Consider the following 23,445-nt stretch of genomic DNA (forward strand, 5'->3'; position numbering starts at 1 on the left):
GCTTCGCTCGGCGGCGCCCGCCGTTCCCCTACAGGCTCCTCAGCAGCACCGCCGGGTTCTCCACGCAGTCCGCGACGTACCGGAGGAACCCCCCTGCGGTGCCCCCGTCGCACACCCGGTGGTCGAACGTCAGCGAAAGCTGCACGACCTGACGGACGGCCAGCTCACCCTGGTACACCCACGGCTTCGGGATGATCCGCCCCACCCCCAGCATGGCCGCCTCCGGGTGGTTGATGATCGGCGTGGAGCCGTCCACCCCGAACACCCCGTAGTTGTTCAGCGTGAACGTGCCCCCGGTGAGGTCCGACGGGGCCAGCTTCCCGGCCCGCGCCAGCTCCGTCAGCCGGGCGAACTCCGCCGACAGGGACTCCGGGCTGCGCGTCTGGGCGTCGCGGACGACCGGGACCATCAGCCCGCGCTCGGTCTGCGCGGCAAAGCCCAGGTGCACGGCCGGGAGCCGGACGATCTCGTTCGCCGCGAGGTCCACCGTGGAGTTGAGCTCCGGGTATCGCGCCAGCGCGGCCGTGCAGATCCGGGCCAGCAGGGCCAGTACCGAGATCTTCGGGCCGTCCACCGCGTTCATCGCGGCCCGCGCCGCCATCAGCTCGGTGGCGTCCGCGTCGACCCAGCAGGTGGCCTCGGGGATCTCGCGCCGGCTGCGCGACAGCTTCTCCGCCACGGCGCCGCGCAGCCCCTTGAGGGGGATCCGCTCGGCCTGCGGGGCGGAGACGGAGGCGGCAGCGGCGGCGGCGGGCGCGGCCACCGGTTCCGCGACCGGACGCATGGCGGCCTCCACGTCCGCGCGCAGGATCAGCCCCTCGGGGCCCGAACCGCGCAGCGACCGCAGATCGACCCCGTTGTCCCGGGCCAGCTTGCGCACCAGCGGCGAGATGACGGGCACCGGCCCGGCCTGAGCCGCCGGAGCCGCCGGGACGGCCACAGCGGGAGCCGCGGCCACCGGCGGCGCCGACACCGCGGCGGCAACGGGTCGCACCCGCCGCCGACGCGCCGGGCGCGCGTGGTCCGAGCCGTAACCGATCAGCGGCCGGGGCGCAGCGGCAGGGCCTTCGGCATCAGCCGCCGCGGCCTGCGCCGCCCCGGCGGTATCCGACTGCGCACCCACCACCACGGTGATCAGCGGGGCGCCGACCGGAAGCTCCTCGCCCTCCTCGCCGAACCGGGCGGTGACCACACCGCCGTACGGGCAGGGCACCTCCACCATCGCCTTGGCCGTCTCGACCTCGACGACCGGCTGGTCGACGGCCACGACGTCGCCCACCGCCACCAGCCACCGCACGATCTCGGCCTCGGTCAGCCCCTCACCGAGGTCGGGCAGCTTGAACTCCATCACCTGCGGCATCAGTTCTCCCACTGGAGGCGGGCCACGGCGTCCAGGATCCGCTCCACACCGGGCAGGTGGTACTTCTCCAGCATCGGCGGCGGGTACGGGATGTCGAAGCCCGTCACCCGCAGCACCGGCGCCTCCAGGTGGTGGAAGCAGCGCTCCGTCACCCGGGCGGCGATCTCCGCGCCCGGCCCGCCGAAGCCGCCGGCCTCGTGGACCACCACCGCGCGCCCGGTACGGCGTACGGAGGCGACGACCGTCTCCTCGTCGAAGGGGACGAGCGAGCGCAGGTCGACGACCTCAAGGTCCCAGCCCTCCTCGCGCGCCGCCTCGGCCGCCTCCAGGCAGACCGGCAGCGAGGGCCCGTACGTGATCAGGGTGGCGCTGGTGCCCGTCCGCCGGACCAGCGCCTCGCCGATCCCGGGGACCGCCACCGGCGCGTCCGGCGACCACTGCGCCTTCGACCAGTAGAGCCGCTTCGGCTCCAGGAAGACCACCGGGTCGTCGCTGGCAATCGACGCGCGCAGCAGCCCGTACGCGTCCTCCACGGTCGCCGGGGTCACCACCGTCAGGCCGGGGGTGGCCGTGTAGTACGCCTCGGAAGAGTCGCAGTGGTGCTCGACGCCGCCGATGCCGCCGCCGTACGGCACGCGGATGGTGATCGGCAGCGGCATCGCGCCCCGGGTGCGGTTGCGCATCTTCGCCACGTGCGAGATGAGCTGCTCGAACGCCGGGTAGGCGAACGCGTCGAACTGCATCTCCACGACGGGCCGCAGCCCGTACATGGCCATGCCGACCGCCGTGCCGAGGATCCCCGCCTCGGCCAGCGGGGTGTCCGTGACCCGGTCCTCGCCGAACTCCTTCGCGAGTCCGTCGGTGATCCGGAAGACCCCGCCGAGCGTGCCGACGTCCTCGCCCATCACGTGGACGGTGGGGTCCTCGGCCATCGCGTCGCGCATGGCCCGGGTCAGTGCCTGCGCCATCGTCGCGGGCTTGACCGCCTGCTGAGCCACCGTGGTCATGCGTCGTCCTCAGCTTCCAGTTCCGCGCGCAGCATGGCCGCCTGCTCGCGCAGCCGGCCGGTCTGCTCGGCGTAGACGTGCGCGAAGAGGTCCATCGGGTTCAGTACGGGCTCGGCGTTCATCCGCTCGCGCAGGTCCGCGGCCATCGCCTCGGCCGCGTCGCGCGCCTCCCGGACCGCCGTCTCGTCCAGCCAGCCGCGTCCGGTCAGCTCGCGCTCCAGCAGCTCGACCGGGTCGTGCGCCTTCCAGGCCTCGACCTCGGAGTCGGTCCGGTAGCGGGTCGCGTCGTCGGCGTTCGTGTGGGCCTCCATCCGGTAGGTGACGGCCTCGATCAGGGTCGGGCCGCCGCCCGCGCGCGCCCGCTGCACGGCCTCGGTCAGCACCTCGTGCAGCGCGGCGACGTCGTTGCCGTCGACCAGCCGGCCCGGCATGCCGTAGCCCACGGCCTTGTGGGCCAGGGTCGGGGCGGCCGTCTGCTTGGCCAGGGGGACGGAGATGGCGAAGCCGTTGTTCTGGACCAGGAAGACCACCGGGGCCTGCCAGACGGCCGCGAAGTTCAGCGCCTCGTGGAAGTCGCCCTCGCTGGTGCCGCCGTCGCCGACCATGGCGAGCGCGACCACCTCGTCCCCGCGCAGCCGCGCGGCGTGCGCCACGCCCACCGCGTGCGGGAGCTGGGTGGCGAGGGGGGTGCAGAGGGGGGCTATCCGGTGCTCGCGCGGGTCGTAGCCGGTGTGCCAGTCGCCGCGCAGCAGGGTGAGCGCCTGCACGGGGTCCAGTCCGCGCGCCACGGCCGCGAGGGTGTCGCGGTAGCTGGGGAAGAGCCAGTCCTGCTCCTCCAGGACCAGGGCGGCCGCGATCTCGGCGGCCTCCTGGCCGACGGTGGAGGGGTACACGGCGAGACGGCCCTGCCGGGTCAGCGCGGTGGCCTGCGCGTTGTAGCGGCGGCCCCGCACCAGCTCGGCGTAGTAGCGGCGCATCAGCGCGGGGTCGAGGTGCTCGGCGGCCGCGGTGCCCAGGACCCGGTAGGGCTCCGGGTCCGGAAGCAGCGGAGCGGCCTCCGTACGGGGCCTCCAGGCGGGCGGCGGGGTGACACGGTGGGACGCACCGGCACCGGGCAGCTCTTGGACCGTCATGGCGGCGTACACCTCCTCGTGGGAAGCGGGCGGAAGGACTCCCCGGTTGTGGGGTGCCTCACCTACCGATTGTTCGGTCGTCGGCGCAATTTGGCTACAGGCGGCGTCAGGCTGTGGACAAACTGGCGACGGGGCCCTGGGATGGGTGCAGGACGTCCAGGAGAGGGAGGCAGTGGGCAATGCCGGATGAACAAATGGCCGGAGCGGGCTCCGTACCGGCTTCACCGGGGGGTGCCCCGGCCGCCCCACCTGCACCGCCGGCCGCGCCGGTCCCCACCACGCCCGTGCCGCCGCCGCCGGCCGCCGCGCCCCGTCCCCTCGACCCGATCGACCGGTCGATCATGCGGCTGCTCCAGGCGGACGGCCGCGCCTCGATACGGTCGGTGGCCGAGCAGGTGCACGTCTCGCGCGCGAACGCGTACGCCCGGATCAACCGGCTGATCGACGACGGGGTGATTCGCGGGTTCACCGCCCGGGTGAACCACGAACGCGCAGGTCAGGGCGCATCCGCCTATATCACCCTGAAGATCGTCCAGAATTCCTGGCGGACCGTGCGGGAGAAGCTGCGCGAGCTGCCGGGGGCCGCCCACATCGCGCTCGTCAGCGGGGACTTCGACGTCCTGCTGCTGGTCCACACGGCTGACAACCGGACCCTGCGGGAGCTGGTGCTGACCCGCCTGCAGTCCATCCCGGAGGTGCTCTCCACCCGGACGCTGCTGGTGTTCGAGGAAACGGACCTGCTGGATCCGGGCCCGGGCGGCGGCCCGGCGCTCGCGGAGGACTGAGAGACGGCAGGGGGGCGGGACCCGCCCCCTGCCCCCGTACCGCGCGCCCGTACCGCCCGCGTCCCGCCCCGCCAGGCCTGCCCGCTAGGCCTTCGTGCGCAGGCCGTCCAGGGCCATGCTGACCACCGCGTCCGCGAGCTGGTCGGGAGTGGTGCCCGGGTGCGGGCGGTACCACTCGACCAGCGAGTTGACCATGCCGAAGAGCAGCCGGGTGGCCAGCCGGATGTCCACGTCCGCCCGCAGGTCCCCGTCCGCCGCGGCGGCCTTGAGCAGCTCCGCCACCTGGTGGTCGAACTCGCGGCGGCGCTCCAGCGCCCAGCGCTCGGTGCGGGTGTTGCCGCGCACCCGCAGCAGCAGGGTGACGTAGGGGAGTTCCGCGACCAGGACCTCGACCGTGCGGCGGGTGACGTACTCGACGCGCGCGACCGCCCGGCCGCGCAGGGCGCCGGGCTCCTCCAGCACCGCGAAGAGCTCGTCCAGCGCCCGGCTGACGGCACGGTGCAGCAGCTCCTCCTTGCCCGCCACGTGGTGGTAGATCGAGGACTTGGAGATGCCGGCGGCCTTGGAGAGGTGCTCCATCGACGTGCCGTCGTAGCCGCGCTCGTTGAAGACGCGCACCGCCACCGACAGGAGCGTCTCGGGGGTGTAGGTGTCCCGCCTGGCCGTGGTCATCCGGTGCCCTCCTCCGCCGCGTCGCCCTCGTAGTCCCCGTCGTCCCCTTCGTCCCCGTCCGTCCCGCCGTCGTCGGCGTAGCCCAGTTTGAAGAGGGCCAGGGAGGGCGCGTAGCGGCCGCCGGGACAGCGCTCGTCCAGGTGGTGCAGGAGGTCGTAGGCCCAGTCCCGGCCGAGCCGCGCGTGCCATTCGGAGGGGCCCAGCGGGTAGTTGACGCCGAGCCGCATCGCGGTGTCGATGTCCTCGGCGGAGGCCACCCCGCGCGCCACGGCGTCGGCGGTGAGGTCGATCAGCATGGCCACGGTGCGGGCGACGATCATGCCGGGGACGTCGCCGATGACGGAGACCTCCTTGCCGAGCCTCTGGAAGAGGCCGACGGCCTCGGCGAGGGTGCGCTCGCTGGTGTCCTCGCTGACCGAGAGGGCGATCCGGGTGGCCTCGCGGTAGTCCAGCGCGAGGTCGAAGTAGACGACGTCGGTGAACTCGACGGCCGTCTTGCCGTCGGCGAGCACCAGCTGGCCCTCGCCGGGCAGCTGGATGTACGGGCCTCCGTGCGCGGTGGAGGTCACCGCGATCCCGGCCTCCTCGATCAGCTCCGCCAGCGCGGCGGCCGGGCCGAGGTCACCGACGACGGTCACCTTCTCCGGCGCCTCCTGCGGCCCGGCGGTGCTGGGGGCGGGCGGCTGCGCGCCCTCGCCGTACGGGTACCAGCCGTGCCCGGACTTGCGGCCGAGGCGGCCCGACTGGACGAGCCGGCGCTGGGCGAGCGAGGGGGTGAACTTGGGGCTGCGGAAGAAGGACTCCCAGACCGAGCGGGTGACGGCCTCGTTGACGTCCTGGCCGATCAGGTCGGTCAGCGCGAACGGGCCCATCCTGAATCCGCCGCTCTCGCGCAGGACGGCGTCGATGGTCGCGGGGTCGGCGCCCTGCTCCTCGTACACGGCGAAGGCCTCGGCGTAGAAGGGCCGGGCGATCCGGTTGACGATGAAGCCGGGGGTGTCGGCGCAGCGGACCGGGGTCTTCCCCCAGCCCAGCACGGTGCGGTACGCGCGCTCGGCGGCCGCCGGGTCGGTGGCGGAGCCGCTCACCACCTCCACGAGGGGGAGGAGCGGGGCCGGGTTGAAGAAGTGCAGGCCGAGGAAGCGGCCGGGGTGCGCGAGGCCGGCGGCGAGCTCGGTGACGGAGAGGGAAGAGGTGTTGGTGGCCAGCAGGGCGTCCGGCGAAACCACCTCTTCGAGGGCCGCGAAGAGGGCCCGCTTGACGGTGACGTCCTCGACGACGGCTTCGATGACGAGGGCGGCGTCGGCGAGACCGGCCAGGCCGTCGGCAGCCCGGATCCGGCCCGCGGCGTCCTCGGCCTCGGCCCGGTCGAGGCGGCCCTTGGCGGCCATCCGCTCGACCCGGTCGCGGACGAGGGAGGCGCCGGTGGCGGCGAGGGCGCCGTCGATGTCGTGGATCAGCACGTGGTGACCCGCGAGGAGGGCCACCTGGGCGATGCCCTGGCCCATGGTGCCGGCGCCGACGACCGCCACAGTGCGGGACCGCTCGATTGCTGTCATGTCCTGATCCTCCCGCACCGGGTTGTCCACAGGTCCTGCCGGGCCCTCTTGTCCCGACCGATCGTTCGGTTACTCTAACTCCAGTCTGCTCTTCTTCACCCGCCCCTGCCTGATCTCACGCTGAGAACCAGCCTGATCCTGCCCGGCTCAACGAGGAGTTGGTCCCTGATGGCCGCCGAGCTCACCCTCTCCCAGCTCACCGAGAAGCACCGGCCCACCCTGGACCAGGCGCTGGCTGCCATCCGCAGCCGCGCCTACTGGTCCCCGCACCCCGAGCACCCCAAGGCCTACGGGGAGACCGCCCCGGCCGACGGGCTCGCCGCCTTCGAGGCCGTCCGCGGCACCCGCTTCGACCTCGGCCAGCCCGGCACCGACGGCTGGACCGGCGGCGAGGTCTCCCCGTACGGCCCGGAGCTCGGCGTGGAATACCCGCACGCCGACGTGGACGTGCTGCTGCCCGCGATGAAGGCCGGCATCCCCGCCTGGCGGGACGCCGGCCCCGAGACCCGCGCCCTGGTCTCCATCGAGATCCTGGCCCGCATCTCGGCCCGCACCCACGAGTTCGCGCACGCGGTGATGCACACCAGCGGCCAGGCCTTCATGATGGCCTTCCAGGCGGGCGGCCCCCACGCGCAGGACCGCGGCCTGGAGGCCGTCACCTACGCGTACGAGGAGCAGACCCGGGTCCCCGGCCAGGCGGACTGGTCCAAGCCGCAGGGCAAGCGGGACCCGCTGGAGCTCGGCAAGACCTTCACGGCGGTGCCCCGCGGCATCGCCCTGGTGATCGGCTGCAACACCTTCCCTACCTGGAACGGCTACCCCGGCCTGTTCGCCTCCCTCGCCACGGGCAACGCCGTCCTGGTCAAGCCGCACCCGCGCGCCGTCCTCCCGCTGGCCCTGACCGTCAAGGTGGCCCGCGAGGTGCTGGCCGAGGCCGGCTTCGACCCGAACCTGGTGGCGCTGGCCGTCGAGCGGCCGGGCGAGGGCATCGCCAAGACCCTCGCGGTCCGGCCCGAGATCAAGCTGATCGACTACACCGGCTCGACGGAGTTCGGCGACTGGCTGGAGGCCAACGCCCGCCAGGCGCAGGTCTACACGGAGAAGGCGGGCGTCAACACGGTCGTGGTCGACTCGACCTCCGACTACAAGGGCATGCTGTCCAACCTGGCCTTCTCGCTCTCCCTCTACAGCGGCCAGATGTGCACCACCCCGCAGAACCTGCTGATCCCCCGCGAGGGCATCGAGACGGACGCCGGCCACAAGTCGTACGACGAGGTCGTCGCCGACCTCGCCGCCTCGGTCGGCGGCCTGCTGGGCGACGACGCCCGGGCGAACGCGCTGCTGGGCGCCCTGGTCAACCCGGACGTCAAGGCCCGCCTGGAGGCGGCGGCCGGTCTGGGCGAGGTCGCGCTGGCCTCCCGCGAGGTGGCCAACCCCGAGTTCCCGGACGCGGTCGTGCGCACCCCGGTGATCGTGAAGCTGGACGCCGGCAAGCCGGACCCGGAGGCGGCGTACCTGTCGGAGTGCTTCGGCCCGGTCTCCTTCGCGGTCGCCGTGGACTCCACGGCCGACGCCCTCGAGCTGCTGCGCCGCACGGTGCGGGAGAAGGGCGCGATGACGGTGGGCGCGTACACCACCTCCGCGGACACCGAGCGGGCGATCGAGGAGGTCTGCCTGGAGGAGTCGGCGCAGCTGTCGCTGAACCTGACCGGCGGGGTCTACGTCAACCAGACCGCGGCCTTCTCCGACTTCCACGGCTCGGGCGGCAACCCGGCGGCGAACGCCGCGCTGTGCGACGGGGCGTTCGTCTCGAACCGCTTCCGCGTGGTGGAGGTCCGCCGCCAGGCCTGATCCGCGCAGCCCCGGGCGCCCCGGCCCGGGTGGACGTCCTCCTACTCGCCCCTGAAGGTGCGGCAGGAGCGGTCCACCTGGGCCGCTCTGGGCGCCCTGCTGTCACTGCGCCCGGGGCCCGCCCCAGTGGAAGAGGGTCATGGCGACGCTGGTGGCGAGGTTGTAGCTGGAGACCTGGGGCCGCATCGGCAGTGAGACCAGGTGGTCGGCGCGGGCCCGCAGCTCGGGGGAGATCCCGTGCCGCTCGGAGCCGAAGGCCAGCAGGGCGTCGTCGGGCAGGACCAGGCCGCGGATGTCCTTCCCCTCCGGGTCGAGCGCGTACACGGGCCCGGGCGGGAGCTCTTCCAGCTCCAGCCGGTCCACGGTGGTCGCGTAGTGCAGCCCGGCCCCGGCGCGGACCACGTTGGGGTGCCAGGGGTCGAGGTCGCCGCGGGTCACCACGCCGGTGGCCCCGAAGCCGGCGGCGAGGCGGACGACGGCGCCCACGTTGCCGAGGTTGCGGGGGTTGTCGAGCAGCACGACGGGCGAGGGGCGGGGCGTCCGCGCGAGGGCGGCCCGCCCGGCCTGCCGGTCGGGCCGTACGGCGAGGGCCGCGACCCCGGTGGGGTGCACACGGGGCAGCAGCCCCTTGAGCGCCCCCTGCCGCACGAGCCGTGCCACCGCGTCCTCCACGTCGGGCGCGAGCTCGGCGGCCAGGGCCCGCACCTCCTCGGGCTCCTCGGCCACGACGGCCACCACCTCGGCCCCGAACCGCAGCGCGTGCTTGAGGGCATGGAACCCGTCCAGCAACACGACGTCGTCCCGCCCGGCGTTCTCGGCCCACTCCCGCACCACACTCATGCCCCCGACCCTAAGGCCGGCCGCTACCCAGCCCCCCCGGCCCTACCCAGCCTCGCCGGCGTTTGAGGCGCTGGGGGCACCCCCAGCGGTAGCTGGGGGAGGGTCTGGGAGCGGAGCCCCCAGGAGGGGTCCGGGGCTTGCCCCTGGGGGTGCCCCCAGCGGTAGCTGGGGGAGAAACGGAGAAAGGGCGGGGCGGGGAGAGGCTCCGCGCAGCGGCAGCGCCACCCGCAGCGCAGCCACCCGCGCCCCCACCCACACCAGCAACCCGGTCGGCAGGAACACCGCGTCGGCGGCGATCATCGCCAGCGAGAAGAACGGCAGCCCCAGCAGTACCGCGATCCCGGCGTGCTCCAGCATCATCCCCGCCAGCAGCACGTTCTTGACCCGCCGGTTGAACAGCGTGAACGGAAACGCGACCTGCACCGCCACCGTCCCGTAGGTCAGCAGCATCACCACGACCCCGCTCCCCGCCAGCACCCCCGACAGCCCCGGCCAGGGGCTGAAGTAGTCCAGCCGCAACGGGTAGTACAGCGCGGTCCCGTCCTGCCACCGCGAGCCCTGGATCTTGTACCAGCCCGCCGTCGCGTAGATCAGGCACACCTCCGCCATGATCACCAGCATCCCGGCGTTGTGCAGCAGGTTCGCGAGCACGTCCAGCGCGGCCCGCCGCTCCCCCTCCGGCTCGTACCGCTCGACCAGCCACCACAGCGCCGACCCCACCCACAGCGCAGCGAACACGGCCGTCCACCCGCCGCTCAGCCGCCCGCTCACCGCCCCGTAGGCCAGGACCGCGCCCAGCACCCCCCAGAGCACCGGCCCGGCCGCCCCCGCCGCGGCGCTGCCCCGCAGCCGGGCCCGCCGCGCGTCCAGCGACCAGACCCGCGCGCAGCGGGTCAGCACCAGGTACACCGCCATCAGGTGGACGACGTTGTCCCCGCCGTCTCCCATGAACACGCTGTGGTTCTGCAGCGACAGCACCCCGACCATGAACAGCACCGACATGGCCCGCGTCCGCCAGCCCAGCGCCAGCAGCGCGCTCGCGGCCACGGCGAGGCCGTAGACGAGCTCGAACCACCACCCCGACGCCGACCACAGCAGCACCGTGAAGGCGTGGTTCCCGGCGACCAGCCGCTCCGCCAGCTGCCAGCTCCACGGCCCGTCGGGCCCGTACAGCTCGTGCCGGTGCGGGAACTCCCGCAGCAGGAAGAACAGCCAGGTCCCGGCGAAGCCGATCCGCACGACGGCGCTCTGGTGCGGACCGAGCGCCTTCCCGCTGACCTTCGCGACCGCCTCCGCGACCGGCTTCGCGACTGCCCGCCTCAGACGGTCCACCACGGCAGCTCCCGGTAGTACGTCTGGGTGTCGGTCTTCTCCGCGCTCCAGGCCGGCGCCGCCACGGCCCGCGTCGCCGAGCGCAGCTGGACCCGTACGAGCCGCTCGCCGTCGGCCAGCCCGGCCCCCAGCCGGGCGCCGGCGATGCGCTTCAGGTACGCCTCGGACAGCTCGCCGCGCTCGGCGTCGGTCGCCTTGTTCTCGTCGTCGTGGGAGCCGGTGAAGAAGTCCCAGGCCCGGCGGAGCTCGTTCTGCCGGGTGTGGCTCGGCAGCGGGCTGTGCCGGATCGCGGCCGTGTCCTCGGCGGACAGGTCGCGCCAGCCGGTGGTGACCAGGGCGCCGTTCCCGTCGCGGAGCTGCGCGCGGGCCTCCACGGCGATGTTCTGCTGGAGGGGGTTGGGGGCGAACAGCTTCCAGTTCTGTTCGAACTCCGGGTACACCCAGCCGTCGACCAGGCCGGCGTGCCGTTTGCTGAGCGTGTTGGACGGTGCGACGTGCAGGAACACCAGTCCCAGGTGCAGGCAGGCGGCGACGGCCAGGGCCGCCAGGACCAGCGCGGCGAGGATCCGGTACGGGAGGGACAGGCCGGCGATCCCGGGCGCCCGGGGAGGCGGGGAACCGGGCTCGTCCTCGCGCTCGCGCTCGTTCGCGTCCATCCCGCCCCGATCATCCGGCGTCCACAGGGTTGCCCACAGAGGTTGACACCCTACGGGCCGCCGTCTCACCATTGAAGAGGATGAACCGAACGATCGGTCGGTCGGGCGGACGGGCGGACTCGGACGCAGATTCGGACAGGGAGCCGTGATGGTCGCAGTGACTCCGGAGACGGGGACGTCGGGCGGGGTGGACGGAGGGTCCGCCGGCCTGGGCGCGCAGCTGAGGGCGGACTTCGACGCCGCCGTCGCGGCGGAGGAGCGCGTGGAGCCGCGCGACTGGATGCCCGAGGAGTACCGCGCCTCCCTGGTCCGCCAGATGGCGCAGCACGCCCACTCCGAGATCATCGGCATGCAGCCCGAGGCCAACTGGATCACGCGCGCGCCCTCCCTGCGCCGCAAGGCGATCCTGATGGCCAAGGTGCAGGACGAGGCGGGGCACGGGCTGTACCTCTACAGCGCCGCCGAAACCCTCGGCACCAGCCGCGACGAGCTGCTCGACAAGCTCCACTCCGGCAAGCAGAAGTACTCCTCGATCTTCAACTACCCGACCCTGACCTGGGCGGACGTCGGCGCCATCGGCTGGCTCGTGGACGGTGCGGCGATCACCAACCAGGTGCCGATCTGCCGCTGCTCCTACGGCCCCTACGCCCGCGCGATGGTCCGGATCTGCAAGGAGGAGTCCTTCCACCAGCGCCAGGGGTACGAGCTGCTCCTCGCCCTCTCCCGGGGCACCGAGGCCCAGCACGCCATGGCCCAGGACGCGGTGAACCGCTGGTGGTGGCCCTCCCTGATGATGTTCGGCCCGCCGGACGACGAGTCGGTCCACAGCGCGCAGGCGATGGCCTGGCGCATCAAGCGGCACTCCAACGACGAGCTGCGCCAGCGCTTCGTCGACATCGCCGTCCCGCAGGCCGAGTCCCTGGGCCTGACCCTGCCCGACCCGGACATCAAGTGGAACGAGGAGCGCGGGCACTACGACTTCGGCGCCATCGACTGGGCGGAGTTCTGGGACGTGCTCAAGGGCAACGGCCCCTGCAACGAACAGCGCATCAGCCAGCGCCGCAGGGCCCACGAAGAAGGCGCCTGGGTCCGCGAAGCGGCCACGGCGTACGCGCAGAAGCACAACGGCACCGGACGAGAGGTACAGGCATGACGCAGAACTGGCCCCTGTGGGAGGTGTTCGTGCGCTCGCGCCGCGGCCTCTCGCACACGCACGCGGGCAGCCTGCACGCCCCCGACGCGGAAATGGCCCTGCGCAACGCACGCGACCTCTACACGCGGCGGAACGAGGGCGTCTCCATCTGGGTCGTCCCCTCGGCGCAGATCACGGCCTCCTCGCCGGACGAGCGGGACCCGTTCTTCGCCCCGTCCGCCGACAAGCCCTACCGGCACCCCACCTTCTACGAGATCCCCGAGGGGGTGCGCCACCTGTGAGCGCCGACACCGCCGTCCCGCCCGCTGCCACGGCCGCCGTCCTCGCCCTCGCGGACGACGCGCTGATCCTCTCCCACCGCCTCGGCGAATGGGCGGGCCACGCCCCGGTCCTGGAGGAGGAGGTCGCCCTCGCGAACATCGCGCTCGACCTGCTCGGCCAGGCCCGTGTCCTGCTGTCCATGGCGGGCGACGAGGACGAGCTGGCCTTCCTGCGCGAGGAGCGCGCCTTCCGCAACGTCCAGTTGGTCGAGCAGCCCAACGGGGACTTCGCCCACACCATCGCCCGCCAGCTGTACTTCTCCCTCTACCAGCACGAGCTGTACGCGGAACTGGCCGCCGGCGACGGCCCGTTCGCCCCGCTGGCCGCCAAGGCGGTCAAGGAGACGGCCTACCACCGCGACCACGCCGAGCAGTGGACGCTGCGGCTCGGTGACGGCACCGAGGAGAGCCGCCGGCGGATGCGCGCGGCCCTGGACGGGCTGTGGAAGTACACCGGGGAGATGTTCCGGCCGGTCGACGGCCTGGACGTGGACCCGGCCGCCCTGGAGGCCCGCTGGCTGGCCGCGCTGGGCGGCGTACTGGAGCAGGCCGGCCTGGACCTGCCCGAGGGCCCGCGGACGGGCGCCTGGGCCGCCGGAGCCGGCCGCGAGGGCCTGCACACCGAGCCGTTCGGGCGGCTCCTGGCGGAGATGCAGCACCTGCACCGCAGCCACCCCGGGGCGTCGTGGTGACCGCCGCGGCCGGGACCACCCGTCTGGAGGCGGAGCTGGCCGAGCTGGCCGGCACCGTCCCCGACCCGGAGCTGCCCGTGCTGACCCTCGCCGAGCTGGGCGTCCTGCGCGGCGTGCGGATGCATGACGACGGACACGCCGAGGTGCTCCTGACCCCCACGTACACGGGCTGTCCCGCCATCGAGGCCATGTCCGCCGACATCGAGCGGCTCCTGACCGGCCACGGCATACCCGACGTGCGGGTCACCACGGTGCTGTCCCCCGCCTGGTCCACCGACGACATCAGCGCCGAAGGCCGCCGCAAGCTCGCCGAGTTCGGCATCGCCCCGCCCCGCCCGCACGCCGCGGGCGGACCGGTCCCGCTCACCCTGTCGGTGCGCTGCCCGAACTGCGGCTCGACCGACACCGAGCTGCTCAGCCGTTTCTCCTCCACCGCCTGCAAGGCGCTGCGCCGGTGCGTCGCCTGCCGCGAACCGTTCGACCACTTCAAGGAGCTGTAGATGGCCGCACCCCGCCACGGCGCGTTCCACCCCCTGACGGTGGCGGCGGTCGACCGGCTCACCGACGACTCGGTGGCGCTGACCCTGTCGGTGCCCGAAGCGCTGCGCGCCGAGTACCGGCACGCCCCCGGCCAGCACCTCACGCTCCGCCGCAGGCCCGCCGAGGGCGCGGAGGTCCGCCGGACCTACTCCATCTGCTCCCCCGCCCCGGCCGCCGACGGCCCGGGCCCGGCCGAGCTCCGGGTCGGGGTGCGGCTGGTGGAGGGCGGCGAGTTCTCCACCTTCGCCCACAAGGAGATCGCCGCCGGGGACGTGCTGGACGTGATGGTCCCGGCCGGCCGGTTCGTGCTGGACCCCGCGGCGGCCCCGGCGTCGCCGCACTACGCGGCGATCGTCGGCGGCAGCGGCATCACCCCGGTGCTGTCGATCGCGGCCACGCTGCTGGCGGCCCGCCCCGACGCCCGGTTCTGCCTGGTGCGCAGCGACCGTACGGCGGCCTCCACGATGTTCCTGGAGGAGGTCGCCGACCTCAAGGACCGTCATCCCGACCGTTTCCAGCTGGTGACCGTCCTCTCCCGCGAGGAGCAGGAGGCCGGCCTGCCGTCCGGGCGGCTCGACGAGGCCCGTCTGACGGCCCTGCTGCCCGCACTGCTGCCGGTCGGGGAGGTCACGGGCTGGTTCCTGTGCGGCCCGTACGGGCTGGTGACCGGTGCGGAGCGGGCCCTGGCCGCCCTCGGCGTCGCCCACACCCGGGTGCACGAGGAGATCTTCCATGTCGAGGACACCGCCCCGCAGGACCCCGTGCGGTCCTCGGCTCCGGTCGCGGCCCACGGCCGGGTCACGGCCCGCCTCGACGGCCGCTCGGGCACCTGGGCCGTGCAGGACGGGGAGTCCCTGCTGGACGCCGTGCTGCGGGGCCGCGCGGACGCCCCATACGCCTGCAAGGGCGGGGTCTGCGGCACCTGCCGGGCGTTCGTGGTCTCGGGCGAGGTGCGGATGGACCGCAACTTCGCGCTGGAGGAGGAGGAGACGGAGGCCGGATTCGTGCTGGCCTGCCAGTCCCACCCCGTGACGGAGGAAGTGGAGATCGACTTCGACCGCTGAGCCCCGCCGGGAGTCCCCCGCGGGCTGGGTTTTTCCCGCCGCCTGCTCTATCTTGACGGCCCGTCAGATCCAGCAGCTGGATCAGAGCCGGTGCACGCGGGAGGACAGGCAGTGGACTTCACCTTCACCGAGGAACAGCAGGCGGCCGTCGAGGCGGCGAAGGCCGTGTTCGCCGACGTCGCCCCCGACGGCGTGCCCAGCCCCGCGCTCACGCCGGGAGCCGTCGCGGAGGAGTTCGACCGGCCCCTGTGGGCCACCCTCGCCGGCTCCGACCTGCTGAGCCTCGTCCTCGCCGAGGAGCACGGCGGGGCCGGCCTCGACACCATCGCGCTGTGCCTGGTGCTGCGCGAGGCGGCCCGGGTACTGGCCCGGGTCCCGCTGCTGGAGCACTGCGCCACCGCCATGGCCGTCCAGGCCCACGGAAGCCCCGAGCTGACCGCCGCCGTGCTGCCCGGCGCCGGGCGCGGCACGCTCGTCCTCACCGTGGCCGCACAGGGCCGCACCGGCCACGACCCCGCCGAACTCGCCGTCGCCGCGCACCGCGAGGGCACGGCCTGGACCCTGGACGGGGTACAGACGGCCGTCCCCTGGGCGCACAGCAGCGACTGGATCGCCGTACCCGCGCACGCCGGCGACGGCGAGGCCGTCCTCGCGCTGCTCCCGCGCACCGCCGGAGGACTCACCCTCGCCGACCAGTACTCCACCAGCGGGGAGAAGTTCGCCGAACTCACCCTGGACCGGGTCCGGGTGCCCGCCACCCACGTGATCGACGCCCCCGGCGCCTGGGAGCGGCTGCGCCAGGTCCTGGCCACCGGCACCTGCGCCCTCGCGCTCGGCCTCGGCGAGGCCGTCCTGGCCATGACCAGCGGCTACACCAGCAAGCGGGAGCAGTTCGGCTTCCCCGTGGCCACCTTCCAGGCCGTCGCGGTCCAGGCCGCCGACCGCTACATCGACCTGCGCGCCATGGAGGTCACCCTCTGGCAGGCGGCCTGGCGCCTCGACGCCGCGACCGGCACGGCGGGCGGCCCGCTGCCCGCCTCCGGGGACGTGGCCGTCGCCAAGATCTGGGCCTCCGAGGGCGTGCGCCGGGTCGTGCAGACCGCCCAGCACCTGCACGGCGGCTTCGGCGCCGACACGGACTACCCGCTGCACCGCTACCACGCCTGGGCCAAGCAGCTGGAACTCCAGCTCGGCCCGGCCGCCGCCCACGAGGAGGCCCTGGGCGACCTGCTGGCCGCCCACCCCCTCGGCTGAGACCGGCCGGGACCGCCGGCCGGGACCGCCGGCCGGGACCACCGGCCGGGACCGCTAGAGGACGAAGGCCGGGTTCCCGTTGTCCGTCACCATCGGGCGCCCGGCGCCCTCCCAGGCCTGCATCCCGCCGGTCACGTTGACGGCGTCGATGCCCTGGCCCACCAGGTACTGGGTGACCTGGGCGCTGCGCCCGCCCACCCGGCACATCACGTACGCGGTGCGGCCGTCCGCGACCGCCTCCGTCACCTCACCGAAGCGCGCGACGAAGTCGCTCATCGGGACGTGCAGTGCGCCCTCGACATGACCGGCCGCCCATTCGTCGCTCTCGCGGACGTCCAGAACGAGGCCTTCGGCGGGTACCGCCGCGGCCTCCACCGAGGGGAGCGGTCCGAAGTTCATGACAGTCGCCTTCTCTCTTCGCGGGTCTGGCCTGCCAACCTATCCGACCCGGGCACCCCGGCTCACGGGGTCGCCAGAGCCGCCAGTTCGGCCTCGCGCTCGGAGACCTCGGCCAGCAGCTGCTCGGCGATCTCCTCCAGCAGCCGGTCCGGGTCGTCGGGTGCCATCCGCAGCATCGCGCCGATCGCGCTGTCCTCCAGCTCCTTGGCCACCATCGACAGCAGCTCCTTGCGCTGCGACAGCCACTCCAGCCGGGCGTAGAGCTCCTCGCTCTCGCTCGGCGCCGCGGCCTGCGGCACCGGACCGGCGTCCCACTCCTCGGCCAGCTCGCGCAGCAGCTGCTCCTCACCGCGCCCGTAGGCGGCGTTGACCCGCGCGATGAACGCGTCGCGCCGCGTCCGCTCGGCCTCGTCCTGGGCGAGGTCCGGGTGGGCCCGGCGGACCAGCTCCCGGTAGAGCCGGCGGACCTCCTCCGAGGGCCGCACCCGCTCCGGCGGGCGCACCGGCCGCTCGGTGAGCATGGCGGCCGCATCGTCGGAGATCCCCTCCGAGCCCAGCCAGTCGTGGAACAGCTCGTCCACCCCGGGCATCGGCATGACCAGCGAACGGGCCTCCCGGGCCCGGCGCAGGTCCTCGGCATCACCGCTGCGGGCGGCCTTCGCCTCCGCGATCAGCGCGTCCAGCTCGTCGAGCCGCGCGTACATCGGTCCGAGCTTCTGGTGGTGCAGCCGGGAGAAGTTCTCGACCTCCACCCGGAAGGTCTCCACCGCGATCTCGAACTCGATCAGTGCCTGCTCGGCGGCCCGCACGGCACGCTCCAGGCGCGCCTCGGGCCGCTCGGCGCCAACGACGCCGGGCTCTTCGGGGGCGGTCTGTCCGCTCTGCTCGCTCACCCGGCCAGCCTACGGCCCGGCCGGGGACGGTCCCACGTGGATGTTTCACGTGAAACCGTCCCGTGCCCGGCGGGACCCTCCCCCGCGGGCCCCTCAGACCCCGAACTCGGCCGCGATCCGGCCCGAGCGCACCGCCGCCACCAGGTCCGCGTGATCGGCCTCGCTGCGGTCGGCGTAGGCCACGGCGAAGGCCGCCACCGCCTCGTCCAGCTCCTCGTTCTTGCCGCAGTAGCCGGCCAGCAGCCGCGGATCGGCGCTGTGGGCGTGCGCCCGGGCCAGCAGGGCGCCGGTCATCCGGCCGTAGTCGTCGATCTGCTCGGGGGTCAGCGCCGCCGGGTCCACGCTGCCCTTGCGGTTGCGGAACTGGCGGACCTGGTACGGGCGCCCCTCGACGGTGGTCCAGCCCAGCAGGATGTCGGAGACCACCTGCATCCGCTTCTGCCCGGCCACCACCCGGCGGCCCTCGTGCTCCTCCGCCGGGGAGTGGAAGCCCAGCGCGGGCAGGTGCGGCAGCAGCACGGAGGGGCGGGCCTCCTTGACCTGGAGCACCAGCGGCTCGCCCCGGTGGTCCAGCAGCAGCACCACGTACGAGCGGGTGCCCACGCTGCCGGTGCCGACGACGCGGAAGGCCACGTCGTGGATCGAGTAGCGGGCCAGGAGCGGCAGCCGGTCCCCCGAGAGGGTGGTCAGGTACGGGCCCAGCGAGGCGGCCACGGCGGCCGCCTCCGAGTCGCCGACCCGGCGCAGCACGGGCAGCGCGTCCACGAAACGGCGGCCGCCGTCCTCACCGGCCTCGGTGGACTTGGCGGCGAACCGGGCCGAGGTGTTGTTGCGGGCCTTCTGCGAGACCCGCTCCAGGGTGCCCAGCAGGTCGCGGGCGTCGGTGTGGGAGACGAGCTCCTCGTCGGCGATGGCGTTCCACGCGTCGAGCGCGGGCAGCTTGGCCAGCAGCCGCATGGTGCGCCGGTAGGCGCCCACGGCGTCCTGCGCCGCCGCCCGGCAGGTGTCCTCGTCGGCTCCCGCCACGCGCCCGGCCAGCACCAGCGAGGTTGCGAGGCGCTTCACGTCCCACTCCCACGGGCCGAAGACGGTCTCGTCGAAGTCGTTCAGGTCGATCACAAGCCGGCCGCGCGCATCCCCGTAGAGGCCGAAGTTGGCCGCGTGCGCGTCGCCGCAGATCTGCGCTCCCACCCCGGTCACCGGACCGCCGGACAGGTCGTGCGCCATCAGCCCGGCGGATCCGCGCAGGAAGGCGAAGGGATTGGCGGCCATCCGGCCGACGCGTATCGGGGTCAGCTCGGCGACCCGGCCGACGTTGGACTCCTCCACGGCGCGCACGGCGTCCGGGCGGTCGGCGGGCATGTCGAAGGAGGCGTGGGCGGCGCGCGGTACGCGCAGCCGCAGCGCCCTGCCGGCCTCCTTGGGGGAGCCCGTCACGGCCCTCGGCGCGAAGCCCGGGACGCGCGGGATCCGCCCGCCGGCCCGTGCCGCGCCGGCGGCCGCCGCCGCGTCCACCGCGTACTGTCCCGATGCCGTCACCATCTGCGCAGCCCCCGCACCTCGTCGCGCCCACCGGCGGCTTCTCCGCCGGTCAGATCGGGCCGACCGTACCCCAAGTCCCGTGCACGGCACCGCCACAGGGCCGCCACAGCCCTGCTACAAACCCGCGTCCCGGGCCAGCAGCGCCGCCTGCACCCGGTTCTCGCACTCCAGCTTCGCGAGGATCCGGCTCACGTACGTCTTCACCGTCGCCTCGCTCATGTGGAGCCGGCGGCCGGCGTCCGCGTTGGACAGCCCCTCGCCGAGCAGCGCGAGCACCCCGCGCTCCCGCTCGCTCAGCGCGTCCACCCGGCGCCGGGCCTCCTCGCCTCGGCCCGGGGCCCGCCCGGTGGCCAGCTGGTCCACCACGTGCCGGGTCGCGGCGGGGGACAGGTAGGCGTCCCCGGCGGCGGCCGCCCGGACGGCGCCGATCAGCTCGGCGGGCGCCGAGTCCTTCAGCAGGAAGCCCGCGCTGCCCTGGCCCAGCGCGCGCAGGACGTTCTCCTTCTCCCCGAAGGTGGTCAGGATCAGTGCCCGCGCCCCCGGCACCGCCCGGCCCAGCTCGCCCAGCGCGGTCAGCCCGTCCATCACGGGCATCTGGATGTCCAGCAGCACCACGTCCGGGGCGTGGGAGCGGGCCAGTTCGACCGCCTCCCGGCCGTTGGCCCCCTCCGCGACGACCTCGATGTCCGGCGCCGAGGTCAGGATCATCCTGATCCCGGCCCGGATCAGCGGCTCGTCGTCAGCGATCACCACTCGGATCACCTTGGCTGTCACCCGCGCTCCTACTGCTCGACCTCGTACACCTGCTTCTCGACGAGCTTGCCGTCCCGGAAACAGAACCGGAAAACCGTGTCGGTCGTCATCCTGGAGTCCTCCGTGGACAGCAGGGCGAAACAGTCCGCCCCCGCCGGCCTCGGCGGGCCCTTGCGCTCCAACCCCGACGTCAGGACGCTGTCCCCGTCCGGCAGCCGTTCCCGGACCTCCTGCCCGGACTCTCCCACGTGCACGGCGTCGTAGTCGCTCCGGCTGATCATCGCCTTGTTCACGGAGCCCAGCAGCAGGACCATCCCGGCGCCCAGCACGATGGCCAGCAGCACCAGCGCGGCGACGGCGATCCCGCAGCCCGTCGCGACGCCCCCGGCCCGGCTGCGGACGGGCACCAGCTCGCGGTCCAGCGCCGCCCAGTCCATCGGCGGGGCCGCCGGGTGCACCGCGAAGGCCCGCGCCTGCGACCGCTGCCCGAAGTCGTCGGCGACCTCGTCCTCGACGAGCCCGGCCGGCTCCGTCCCGTACGGGAGCACGCCCGCCACCCGGAACCCGCCGTCCTCGGTGGCTCCCGCGTGCACCATGCCGCCGACCAGGCGGGCCCGCTCGCGCAGCCCCGTCAGCCCCTGTCCGCCGGAGACCACCTCGCCGGAACCCCGGTCGGCCGCCGCCCCGTTGGCGATCTCCACCACCAGCGAATCGTCCTCGTAGCGCAGTTCCACGACGATCGCCGACCCCGGCGCGTGCTTGTAGGCGTTGGTCAGCGCCTCCTGCACGATCCGGTACGCCGCGTGGTCGCAGGCCGCCACCAGCGGCCGGGGCCGCCCCGTCGTGGCGAGCCGTACGTCGGTCCCGGCGGCCCGGGCCGCCTCCACGATGCCCGCGATCCCGGCGACCCCCCGCGCGGCCGGCTGCGCTTCCTCCACGGGGGCCGGTGCCTCCACCCCGTCGCGCAGGATCCCCACGACCTCCCGCAGCTCGTGCATCGCCGCCACCGAGGCCTGCCGCAGCACCCCGACCGCCTCGCGCTGGCGGTCGGTGAGCGAGGGGTCGACCTCCAGCGCCCCGGTGTGCACCGAGATCAGCGCCAGCTGGTGGCCCAGGCTGTCGTGCATGTCCTGGGCGATCCGCTGCCGTTCCCGCAGCCGGGCCTGCCCGGCGACCATGGTCCGCTCCCGCACCAGCCGGTCGTTGCGCTCCTGGAGGGCGCTCAGCAGGGTCCGGCGCTGGTGCCAGTACCGGCTGGCCAGACCGGGCATGACGGTGGCGGCCAGGAACAGCAGGGTGGTGAACACGACCGTCAGCAGGGGCCGCATCTGCGCCCACTGGTCGACCAGCGTGAGGCCGACCGACGCGAGGAAGGCCAGTACGAACGCGCCGAGCGCCCGGCCGAAGCCGACGATCCGCCGTCCCGCGGACCAGCCCAGCACGACCGTCACGAGGAACACGGCCGGCAGGAACGCGCTCGCGGCAGCGCCCAGCACCAGCGTGGCCGCCGGCAGCCGCCTGCGCAGCAGCACCAGCGCCACCACGGCCACGACCCCGAGGCCCGTTTTCAGGCCGGAGGTGTGGCTCAGTTCGTCGATGCCGAGCCCCAGCAGGGCCAGCACCCCGGCGATCGTCAGGTCCCCCGCCAGCATGCGCGGGGACCAGGGCTCCGGCCCCTTCAGCCAGTCCCGGCCCGCCCGTACCCTCGCCTCGGCATCCACGCGACCGACCCTAGACAGCGGCGCACCCCGGCACCCGCTCTCTTTCGTCTCGCCCCCCGCGACGAAAGTCGGACGGCCGACCCCGCGACCGTCCCGACGGACAGTCCCGGGAACCATCCCGGCAACCTCCCGGGAACAGCAGGAAGCCCCGATCCGGATTCCGGATCGGGGCTTCCCCGATGTGGGCGAGGGGGGATTTGAACCCCCACGTCCCGAAGGACACTGGCACCTGAAGCCAGCGCGTCTGCCGTTCCGCCACTCGCCCGAGTGGCCCTCCAGTGGATCTTGCCCTTCGGCCCGTTCCCCTGGCGACGTCGAAACAGTAGCACGTCAGACGGGGTGGATTGAAATCGCTTTCCCGTCACCCCTGGTGGACCTCCCGACGGCCCCTCCCGCAGCCCCCTCCGGGTGCGGGACACTGTTCCCGGAGCGCCCCTACGATCCCTTGTGAGGACCAACACTCCTGTGGACAGGAGCGGAGGGGAACCACCTGAATCCGCCACGCGTGGATACGATCAGTAAGCAGTACAGGGCGACAGCGACGGAGGAGGTGCCCGATGGGAGTCCTGAAGCGGTTCGAGCAGCGTCTCGAAGGTCTGGTGAACGGCACCTTCGCCAAGGTGTTCAAGTCCGAGGTCCAGCCGGTGGAGATCGCCGGCGCCCTCCAGCGGGAGTGCGACAACAACGCCACCATCTGGAACCGCGAGCGGACCGTCGTACCCAATGACTTCATCGTGGAGCTGAGCACCGGCGACTACGAGCGCCTGAGCCCCTACTCCGGGCAGCTCGGCGACGAGCTCGCCGGCCTCGTCCGCGACTACGCCAAGCAGCAGCGCTACAGCTTCATGGGCCCCATCAAGGTCCACCTGGAGAAGGCGGAGGACCTGGACACGGGCCTCTACCGGGTCCGCAGCCGCACCCTGGCCTCCAGCGCCTCCCAGGACCCCTCCCAGGCCCCGCAGGGCCAGCAGGGCGGCTACGGCTACCCGCCGGCCGGCGTCCCTCCCATGCCCCCGGGTCCGCCCGCGGGCGCACCCGGCGGCCGCCCCGGCGGCCCCCCCACGTCTTCCGGCGCCCCGGGCACCATGCGCCGCTGGATCGAGATCAACGGCACCCGCCACCAGATCTCGCGTCCCACGCTCGTACTCGGCCGCAGCACCGAGGCCGATGTGCGGATCGACGACCCCGGCGTATCCCGCCGGCACTGTGAGATCCGGACCGGAACACCCCCGACGATCCAGGATCTCGGGTCCACCAACGGCATCGTGGTGGACGGGCAGCACACCACCCGCGCTACGCTCCGCGACGGCTCGCGGATCGTCGTGGGCAGCACCACCATCATTTACCGGCAAGCCGAAGGGTGAAGCGGGGGCAATGTCAGAGCTGACCCTGACGGTCATGCGGTTGGGTTTCCTGGCCGTTCTGTGGCTGTTCGTCATCGTGGCCGTTCAGGTCATCCGCAGCGACCTCTTCGGTACGCGCGTCACGCAGCGCGGCTCGCGCCGCGGCGGCGGGGCCGCGGCGGCGCCGCAGCAGACGGGACGGCAGGCCGCCCCGCCCCAGCAGCGCCAGCGCCGGGGAGCGCCGACCAAGCTCGTCGTCTCCGAGGGGACCCTCACGGGCACCACCGTGACCCTCTCCGGCCAGACGATCACGCTGGGCCGCGCCCACGACTCCACGATCGTGCTGGACGACGACTACGCCTCCAGCCGCCATGCCAGGATCTACCCCGACCGTGACGGCCAGTGGATCGTCGAGGATCTCGGGTCCACCAACGGCACGTATCTCGACCGGACCCGTCTCACCACCCCGACGCCCATTCCGCCGGGCGCCCCGATCCGCATCGGCAAGACCGTCATCGAGCTGCGGAAGTAGTACGAGAATGAGCGAGCGGAGCGAGCGAGCCGCAGTGGTCCGTC

General features: G+C 73.6%; 23 protein-coding genes and 1 tRNA gene. 10 read left to right on the forward strand and 14 right to left on the reverse strand.

The features are described from left to right. Nucleotides 1–28: 28 nt before the first annotated feature. The 3 genes from B4U46_RS17500 to pdhA are packed head-to-tail and all read right to left on the reverse strand — an operon-like array spanning nucleotide 29 to nucleotide 3,500. Nucleotides 29–1,360 (reverse strand): dihydrolipoamide acetyltransferase family protein, encoded by a 1,332-nt coding sequence (locus tag B4U46_RS17500; RefSeq protein WP_079428527.1) that lies wholly within the window; start codon nucleotides 1,358–1,360, stop codon nucleotides 29–31. Continuing rightward, entirely contained in the window at nucleotides 1,360–2,367 is a 1,008-nt protein-coding gene (locus B4U46_RS17505) for an alpha-ketoacid dehydrogenase subunit beta (protein WP_079428529.1), read from the reverse strand. Before B4U46_RS17505 ends, B4U46_RS17500 begins: the two co-directional genes overlap by 1 nt. Next, on the reverse strand, nucleotides 2,364–3,500 hold the full coding sequence (pdhA, locus tag B4U46_RS17510; RefSeq protein ID WP_079431827.1) for a pyruvate dehydrogenase (acetyl-transferring) E1 component subunit alpha: 1,137 nt from the start codon (nucleotides 3,498–3,500) through the stop codon (nucleotides 2,364–2,366). Before pdhA ends, B4U46_RS17505 begins: the two co-directional genes overlap by 4 nt. 179 nt (nucleotides 3,501–3,679) lie before the next feature. Between pdhA and B4U46_RS17515 the strand changes: the two genes are divergently transcribed. Continuing rightward, nucleotides 3,680–4,285 (forward strand): Lrp/AsnC family transcriptional regulator, encoded by a 606-nt coding sequence (locus tag B4U46_RS17515; protein ID WP_079428531.1) that lies wholly within the window; start codon nucleotides 3,680–3,682, stop codon nucleotides 4,283–4,285. Between the two features lie 84 nt (nucleotides 4,286–4,369). Here the strand turns inward: B4U46_RS17515 and B4U46_RS17520 are convergent, their stop codons facing one another. Both B4U46_RS17520 and B4U46_RS17525 read right to left on the reverse strand, forming a co-directional pair. Beyond that, a complete protein-coding gene (locus B4U46_RS17520; protein ID WP_079428533.1) occupies nucleotides 4,370–4,957 on the reverse strand; it encodes a TetR/AcrR family transcriptional regulator in 588 nt (195 codons plus the stop codon). Continuing rightward, entirely contained in the window at nucleotides 4,954–6,516 is a 1,563-nt protein-coding gene (locus B4U46_RS17525; RefSeq protein WP_079431828.1) for a 3-hydroxyacyl-CoA dehydrogenase, read from the reverse strand. The genes B4U46_RS17520 and B4U46_RS17525 overlap by 4 nt, the downstream gene beginning before the upstream one ends. 168 nt (nucleotides 6,517–6,684) lie before the next feature. On the opposite strand from B4U46_RS17525, the gene paaN reads away from it, so the two are divergent. After that, on the forward strand, nucleotides 6,685–8,367 hold the full coding sequence (gene paaN, locus B4U46_RS17530; RefSeq protein WP_079428535.1) for a phenylacetic acid degradation protein PaaN: 1,683 nt from the start codon (nucleotides 6,685–6,687) through the stop codon (nucleotides 8,365–8,367). Nucleotides 8,368–8,469: 102 nt separating this feature from the next. Here the strand turns inward: paaN and B4U46_RS17535 are convergent, their stop codons facing one another. The 3 genes from B4U46_RS17535 to B4U46_RS17545 are packed head-to-tail and all read right to left on the reverse strand — an operon-like array spanning nucleotide 8,470 to nucleotide 11,195. Continuing rightward, the gene (locus B4U46_RS17535; protein ID WP_079428537.1) at nucleotides 8,470–9,207 is read right to left on the reverse strand and encodes a TrmH family RNA methyltransferase; all 738 of its coding nucleotides are present in this window, start codon (nucleotides 9,205–9,207) and stop codon (nucleotides 8,470–8,472) included. A gap of 42 nt (nucleotides 9,208–9,249) precedes the next feature. Next, nucleotides 9,250–10,530 (reverse strand): HTTM domain-containing protein, encoded by a 1,281-nt coding sequence (locus tag B4U46_RS17540; RefSeq protein ID WP_079431829.1) that lies wholly within the window; start codon nucleotides 10,528–10,530, stop codon nucleotides 9,250–9,252. Next, nucleotides 10,527–11,195 (reverse strand): DUF5819 family protein, encoded by a 669-nt coding sequence (locus tag B4U46_RS17545; RefSeq protein WP_079428539.1) that lies wholly within the window; start codon nucleotides 11,193–11,195, stop codon nucleotides 10,527–10,529. Before B4U46_RS17545 ends, B4U46_RS17540 begins: the two co-directional genes overlap by 4 nt. Before the next feature lie 148 nt (nucleotides 11,196–11,343). On the opposite strand from B4U46_RS17545, the gene paaA reads away from it, so the two are divergent. The 6 genes from paaA to B4U46_RS17575 all read left to right on the forward strand — a co-directional run bounded on the left by paaA (nucleotide 11,344) and on the right by B4U46_RS17575 (nucleotide 16,218). After that, the gene (paaA, locus tag B4U46_RS17550) at nucleotides 11,344–12,348 is read left to right on the forward strand and encodes a 1,2-phenylacetyl-CoA epoxidase subunit PaaA (protein ID WP_079428541.1); all 1,005 of its coding nucleotides are present in this window, start codon (nucleotides 11,344–11,346) and stop codon (nucleotides 12,346–12,348) included. Beyond that, nucleotides 12,345–12,629, forward strand: a complete 285-nt coding sequence (paaB, locus tag B4U46_RS17555; RefSeq protein ID WP_079428543.1) for a 1,2-phenylacetyl-CoA epoxidase subunit PaaB — start codon at nucleotides 12,345–12,347, stop codon at nucleotides 12,627–12,629. The genes paaA and paaB overlap by 4 nt, the downstream gene beginning before the upstream one ends. Continuing rightward, a complete protein-coding gene (gene paaC, locus B4U46_RS17560; RefSeq protein ID WP_079428546.1) occupies nucleotides 12,626–13,360 on the forward strand; it encodes a 1,2-phenylacetyl-CoA epoxidase subunit PaaC in 735 nt (244 codons plus the stop codon). The genes paaB and paaC overlap by 4 nt, the downstream gene beginning before the upstream one ends. After that, a complete protein-coding gene (paaD, locus tag B4U46_RS17565) occupies nucleotides 13,354–13,860 on the forward strand; it encodes a 1,2-phenylacetyl-CoA epoxidase subunit PaaD (RefSeq protein WP_079428548.1) in 507 nt (168 codons plus the stop codon). Before paaC ends, paaD begins: the two co-directional genes overlap by 7 nt. Continuing rightward, a complete protein-coding gene (locus B4U46_RS17570; protein WP_079428550.1) occupies nucleotides 13,861–14,964 on the forward strand; it encodes a 2Fe-2S iron-sulfur cluster-binding protein in 1,104 nt (367 codons plus the stop codon). It begins immediately after the preceding gene. Between the two features lie 111 nt (nucleotides 14,965–15,075). Continuing rightward, nucleotides 15,076–16,218, forward strand: a complete 1,143-nt coding sequence (locus tag B4U46_RS17575; protein WP_079428552.1) for an acyl-CoA dehydrogenase family protein — start codon at nucleotides 15,076–15,078, stop codon at nucleotides 16,216–16,218. 54 nt (nucleotides 16,219–16,272) lie between these two features. Here B4U46_RS17575 and B4U46_RS17580 read toward each other — a convergent pair whose 3' ends face one another. The 6 genes from B4U46_RS17580 to B4U46_RS17605 form a co-directional block, all read right to left on the reverse strand. After that, nucleotides 16,273–16,617, reverse strand: coding sequence for a rhodanese-like domain-containing protein (locus B4U46_RS17580; protein WP_079428554.1), 345 nt, complete (start codon nucleotides 16,615–16,617; stop codon nucleotides 16,273–16,275). A gap of 62 nt (nucleotides 16,618–16,679) precedes the next feature. Further along, complete coding sequence (locus B4U46_RS17585; RefSeq protein WP_079428556.1) at nucleotides 16,680–17,510, reverse strand: J domain-containing protein; 831 nt, start codon at nucleotides 17,508–17,510, stop codon at nucleotides 16,680–16,682. A 93-nt stretch (nucleotides 17,511–17,603) separates the two neighbouring features. Continuing rightward, entirely contained in the window at nucleotides 17,604–19,052 is a 1,449-nt protein-coding gene (locus tag B4U46_RS17590; protein ID WP_079428558.1) for a DUF2252 domain-containing protein, read from the reverse strand. 114 nt (nucleotides 19,053–19,166) lie between these two features. After that, nucleotides 19,167–19,826 carry a response regulator gene (locus B4U46_RS17595; protein ID WP_079428560.1) on the reverse strand — a complete coding sequence of 220 codons (660 nt, stop codon included), beginning with the start codon at nucleotides 19,824–19,826 and terminating at the stop codon, nucleotides 19,167–19,169. 8 nt (nucleotides 19,827–19,834) lie between these two features. Further along, entirely contained in the window at nucleotides 19,835–21,526 is a 1,692-nt protein-coding gene (locus tag B4U46_RS17600) for a sensor histidine kinase (RefSeq protein ID WP_237292951.1), read from the reverse strand. Nucleotides 21,527–21,708: 182 nt separating this feature from the next. Next, nucleotides 21,709–21,791: transfer RNA gene (locus B4U46_RS17605), tRNA-Leu, on the reverse strand. 292 nt (nucleotides 21,792–22,083) lie between these two features. On the opposite strand from B4U46_RS17605, the gene B4U46_RS17610 reads away from it, so the two are divergent. Next, complete coding sequence (locus B4U46_RS17610; protein ID WP_079428564.1) at nucleotides 22,084–22,890, forward strand: FhaA domain-containing protein; 807 nt, start codon at nucleotides 22,084–22,086, stop codon at nucleotides 22,888–22,890. A 10-nt stretch (nucleotides 22,891–22,900) separates the two neighbouring features. Then, the gene (locus B4U46_RS17615; RefSeq protein ID WP_079428566.1) at nucleotides 22,901–23,401 is read left to right on the forward strand and encodes an FHA domain-containing protein FhaB/FipA; all 501 of its coding nucleotides are present in this window, start codon (nucleotides 22,901–22,903) and stop codon (nucleotides 23,399–23,401) included. Nucleotides 23,402–23,445 lie beyond the last annotated feature (44 nt).

Source organism: Streptomyces katrae, from assembly GCF_002028425.1.
GTDB lineage: Bacteria > Actinomycetota > Actinomycetes > Streptomycetales > Streptomycetaceae > Streptomyces > Streptomyces katrae_A.

What these genes read in the sequence shown, in the direction of transcription:
- B4U46_RS17500 (WP_079428527.1), bottom strand. Translation starts at nt 1,360, where the DNA reads ATGCCGCAGGTGATGGAGTTCAAGCTGCCCGACCTCGGTGAGGGGCTG.
- B4U46_RS17505 (WP_079428529.1), bottom strand. Translation starts at nt 2,367, where the DNA reads ATGACCACGGTGGCTCAGCAGGCGGTCAAGCCCGCGACGATGGCGCAG.
- pdhA (WP_079431827.1), bottom strand. Translation starts at nt 3,500, where the DNA reads ATGACGGTCCAAGAGCTGCCCGGTGCCGGTGCGTCCCACCGTGTCACC.
- B4U46_RS17515 (WP_079428531.1), top strand. Translation starts at nt 3,680, where the DNA reads ATGCCGGATGAACAAATGGCCGGAGCGGGCTCCGTACCGGCTTCACCG.
- B4U46_RS17520 (WP_079428533.1), bottom strand. Translation starts at nt 4,957, where the DNA reads ATGACCACGGCCAGGCGGGACACCTACACCCCCGAGACGCTCCTGTCG.
- B4U46_RS17525 (WP_079431828.1), bottom strand. Translation starts at nt 6,516, where the DNA reads ATGACAGCAATCGAGCGGTCCCGCACTGTGGCGGTCGTCGGCGCCGGC.
- paaN (WP_079428535.1), top strand. Translation starts at nt 6,685, where the DNA reads ATGGCCGCCGAGCTCACCCTCTCCCAGCTCACCGAGAAGCACCGGCCC.
- B4U46_RS17535 (WP_079428537.1), bottom strand. Translation starts at nt 9,207, where the DNA reads ATGAGTGTGGTGCGGGAGTGGGCCGAGAACGCCGGGCGGGACGACGTC.
- B4U46_RS17545 (WP_079428539.1), bottom strand. Translation starts at nt 11,195, where the DNA reads ATGGACGCGAACGAGCGCGAGCGCGAGGACGAGCCCGGTTCCCCGCCT.
- paaA (WP_079428541.1), top strand. Translation starts at nt 11,344, where the DNA reads ATGGTCGCAGTGACTCCGGAGACGGGGACGTCGGGCGGGGTGGACGGA.
- paaB (WP_079428543.1), top strand. Translation starts at nt 12,345, where the DNA reads ATGACGCAGAACTGGCCCCTGTGGGAGGTGTTCGTGCGCTCGCGCCGC.
- B4U46_RS17570 (WP_079428550.1), top strand. Translation starts at nt 13,861, where the DNA reads ATGGCCGCACCCCGCCACGGCGCGTTCCACCCCCTGACGGTGGCGGCG.
- B4U46_RS17580 (WP_079428554.1), bottom strand. Translation starts at nt 16,617, where the DNA reads ATGAACTTCGGACCGCTCCCCTCGGTGGAGGCCGCGGCGGTACCCGCC.
- B4U46_RS17590 (WP_079428558.1), bottom strand. Translation starts at nt 19,052, where the DNA reads ATGGTGACGGCATCGGGACAGTACGCGGTGGACGCGGCGGCGGCCGCC.
- B4U46_RS17610 (WP_079428564.1), top strand. Translation starts at nt 22,084, where the DNA reads ATGGGAGTCCTGAAGCGGTTCGAGCAGCGTCTCGAAGGTCTGGTGAAC.
- B4U46_RS17615 (WP_079428566.1), top strand. Translation starts at nt 22,901, where the DNA reads ATGTCAGAGCTGACCCTGACGGTCATGCGGTTGGGTTTCCTGGCCGTT.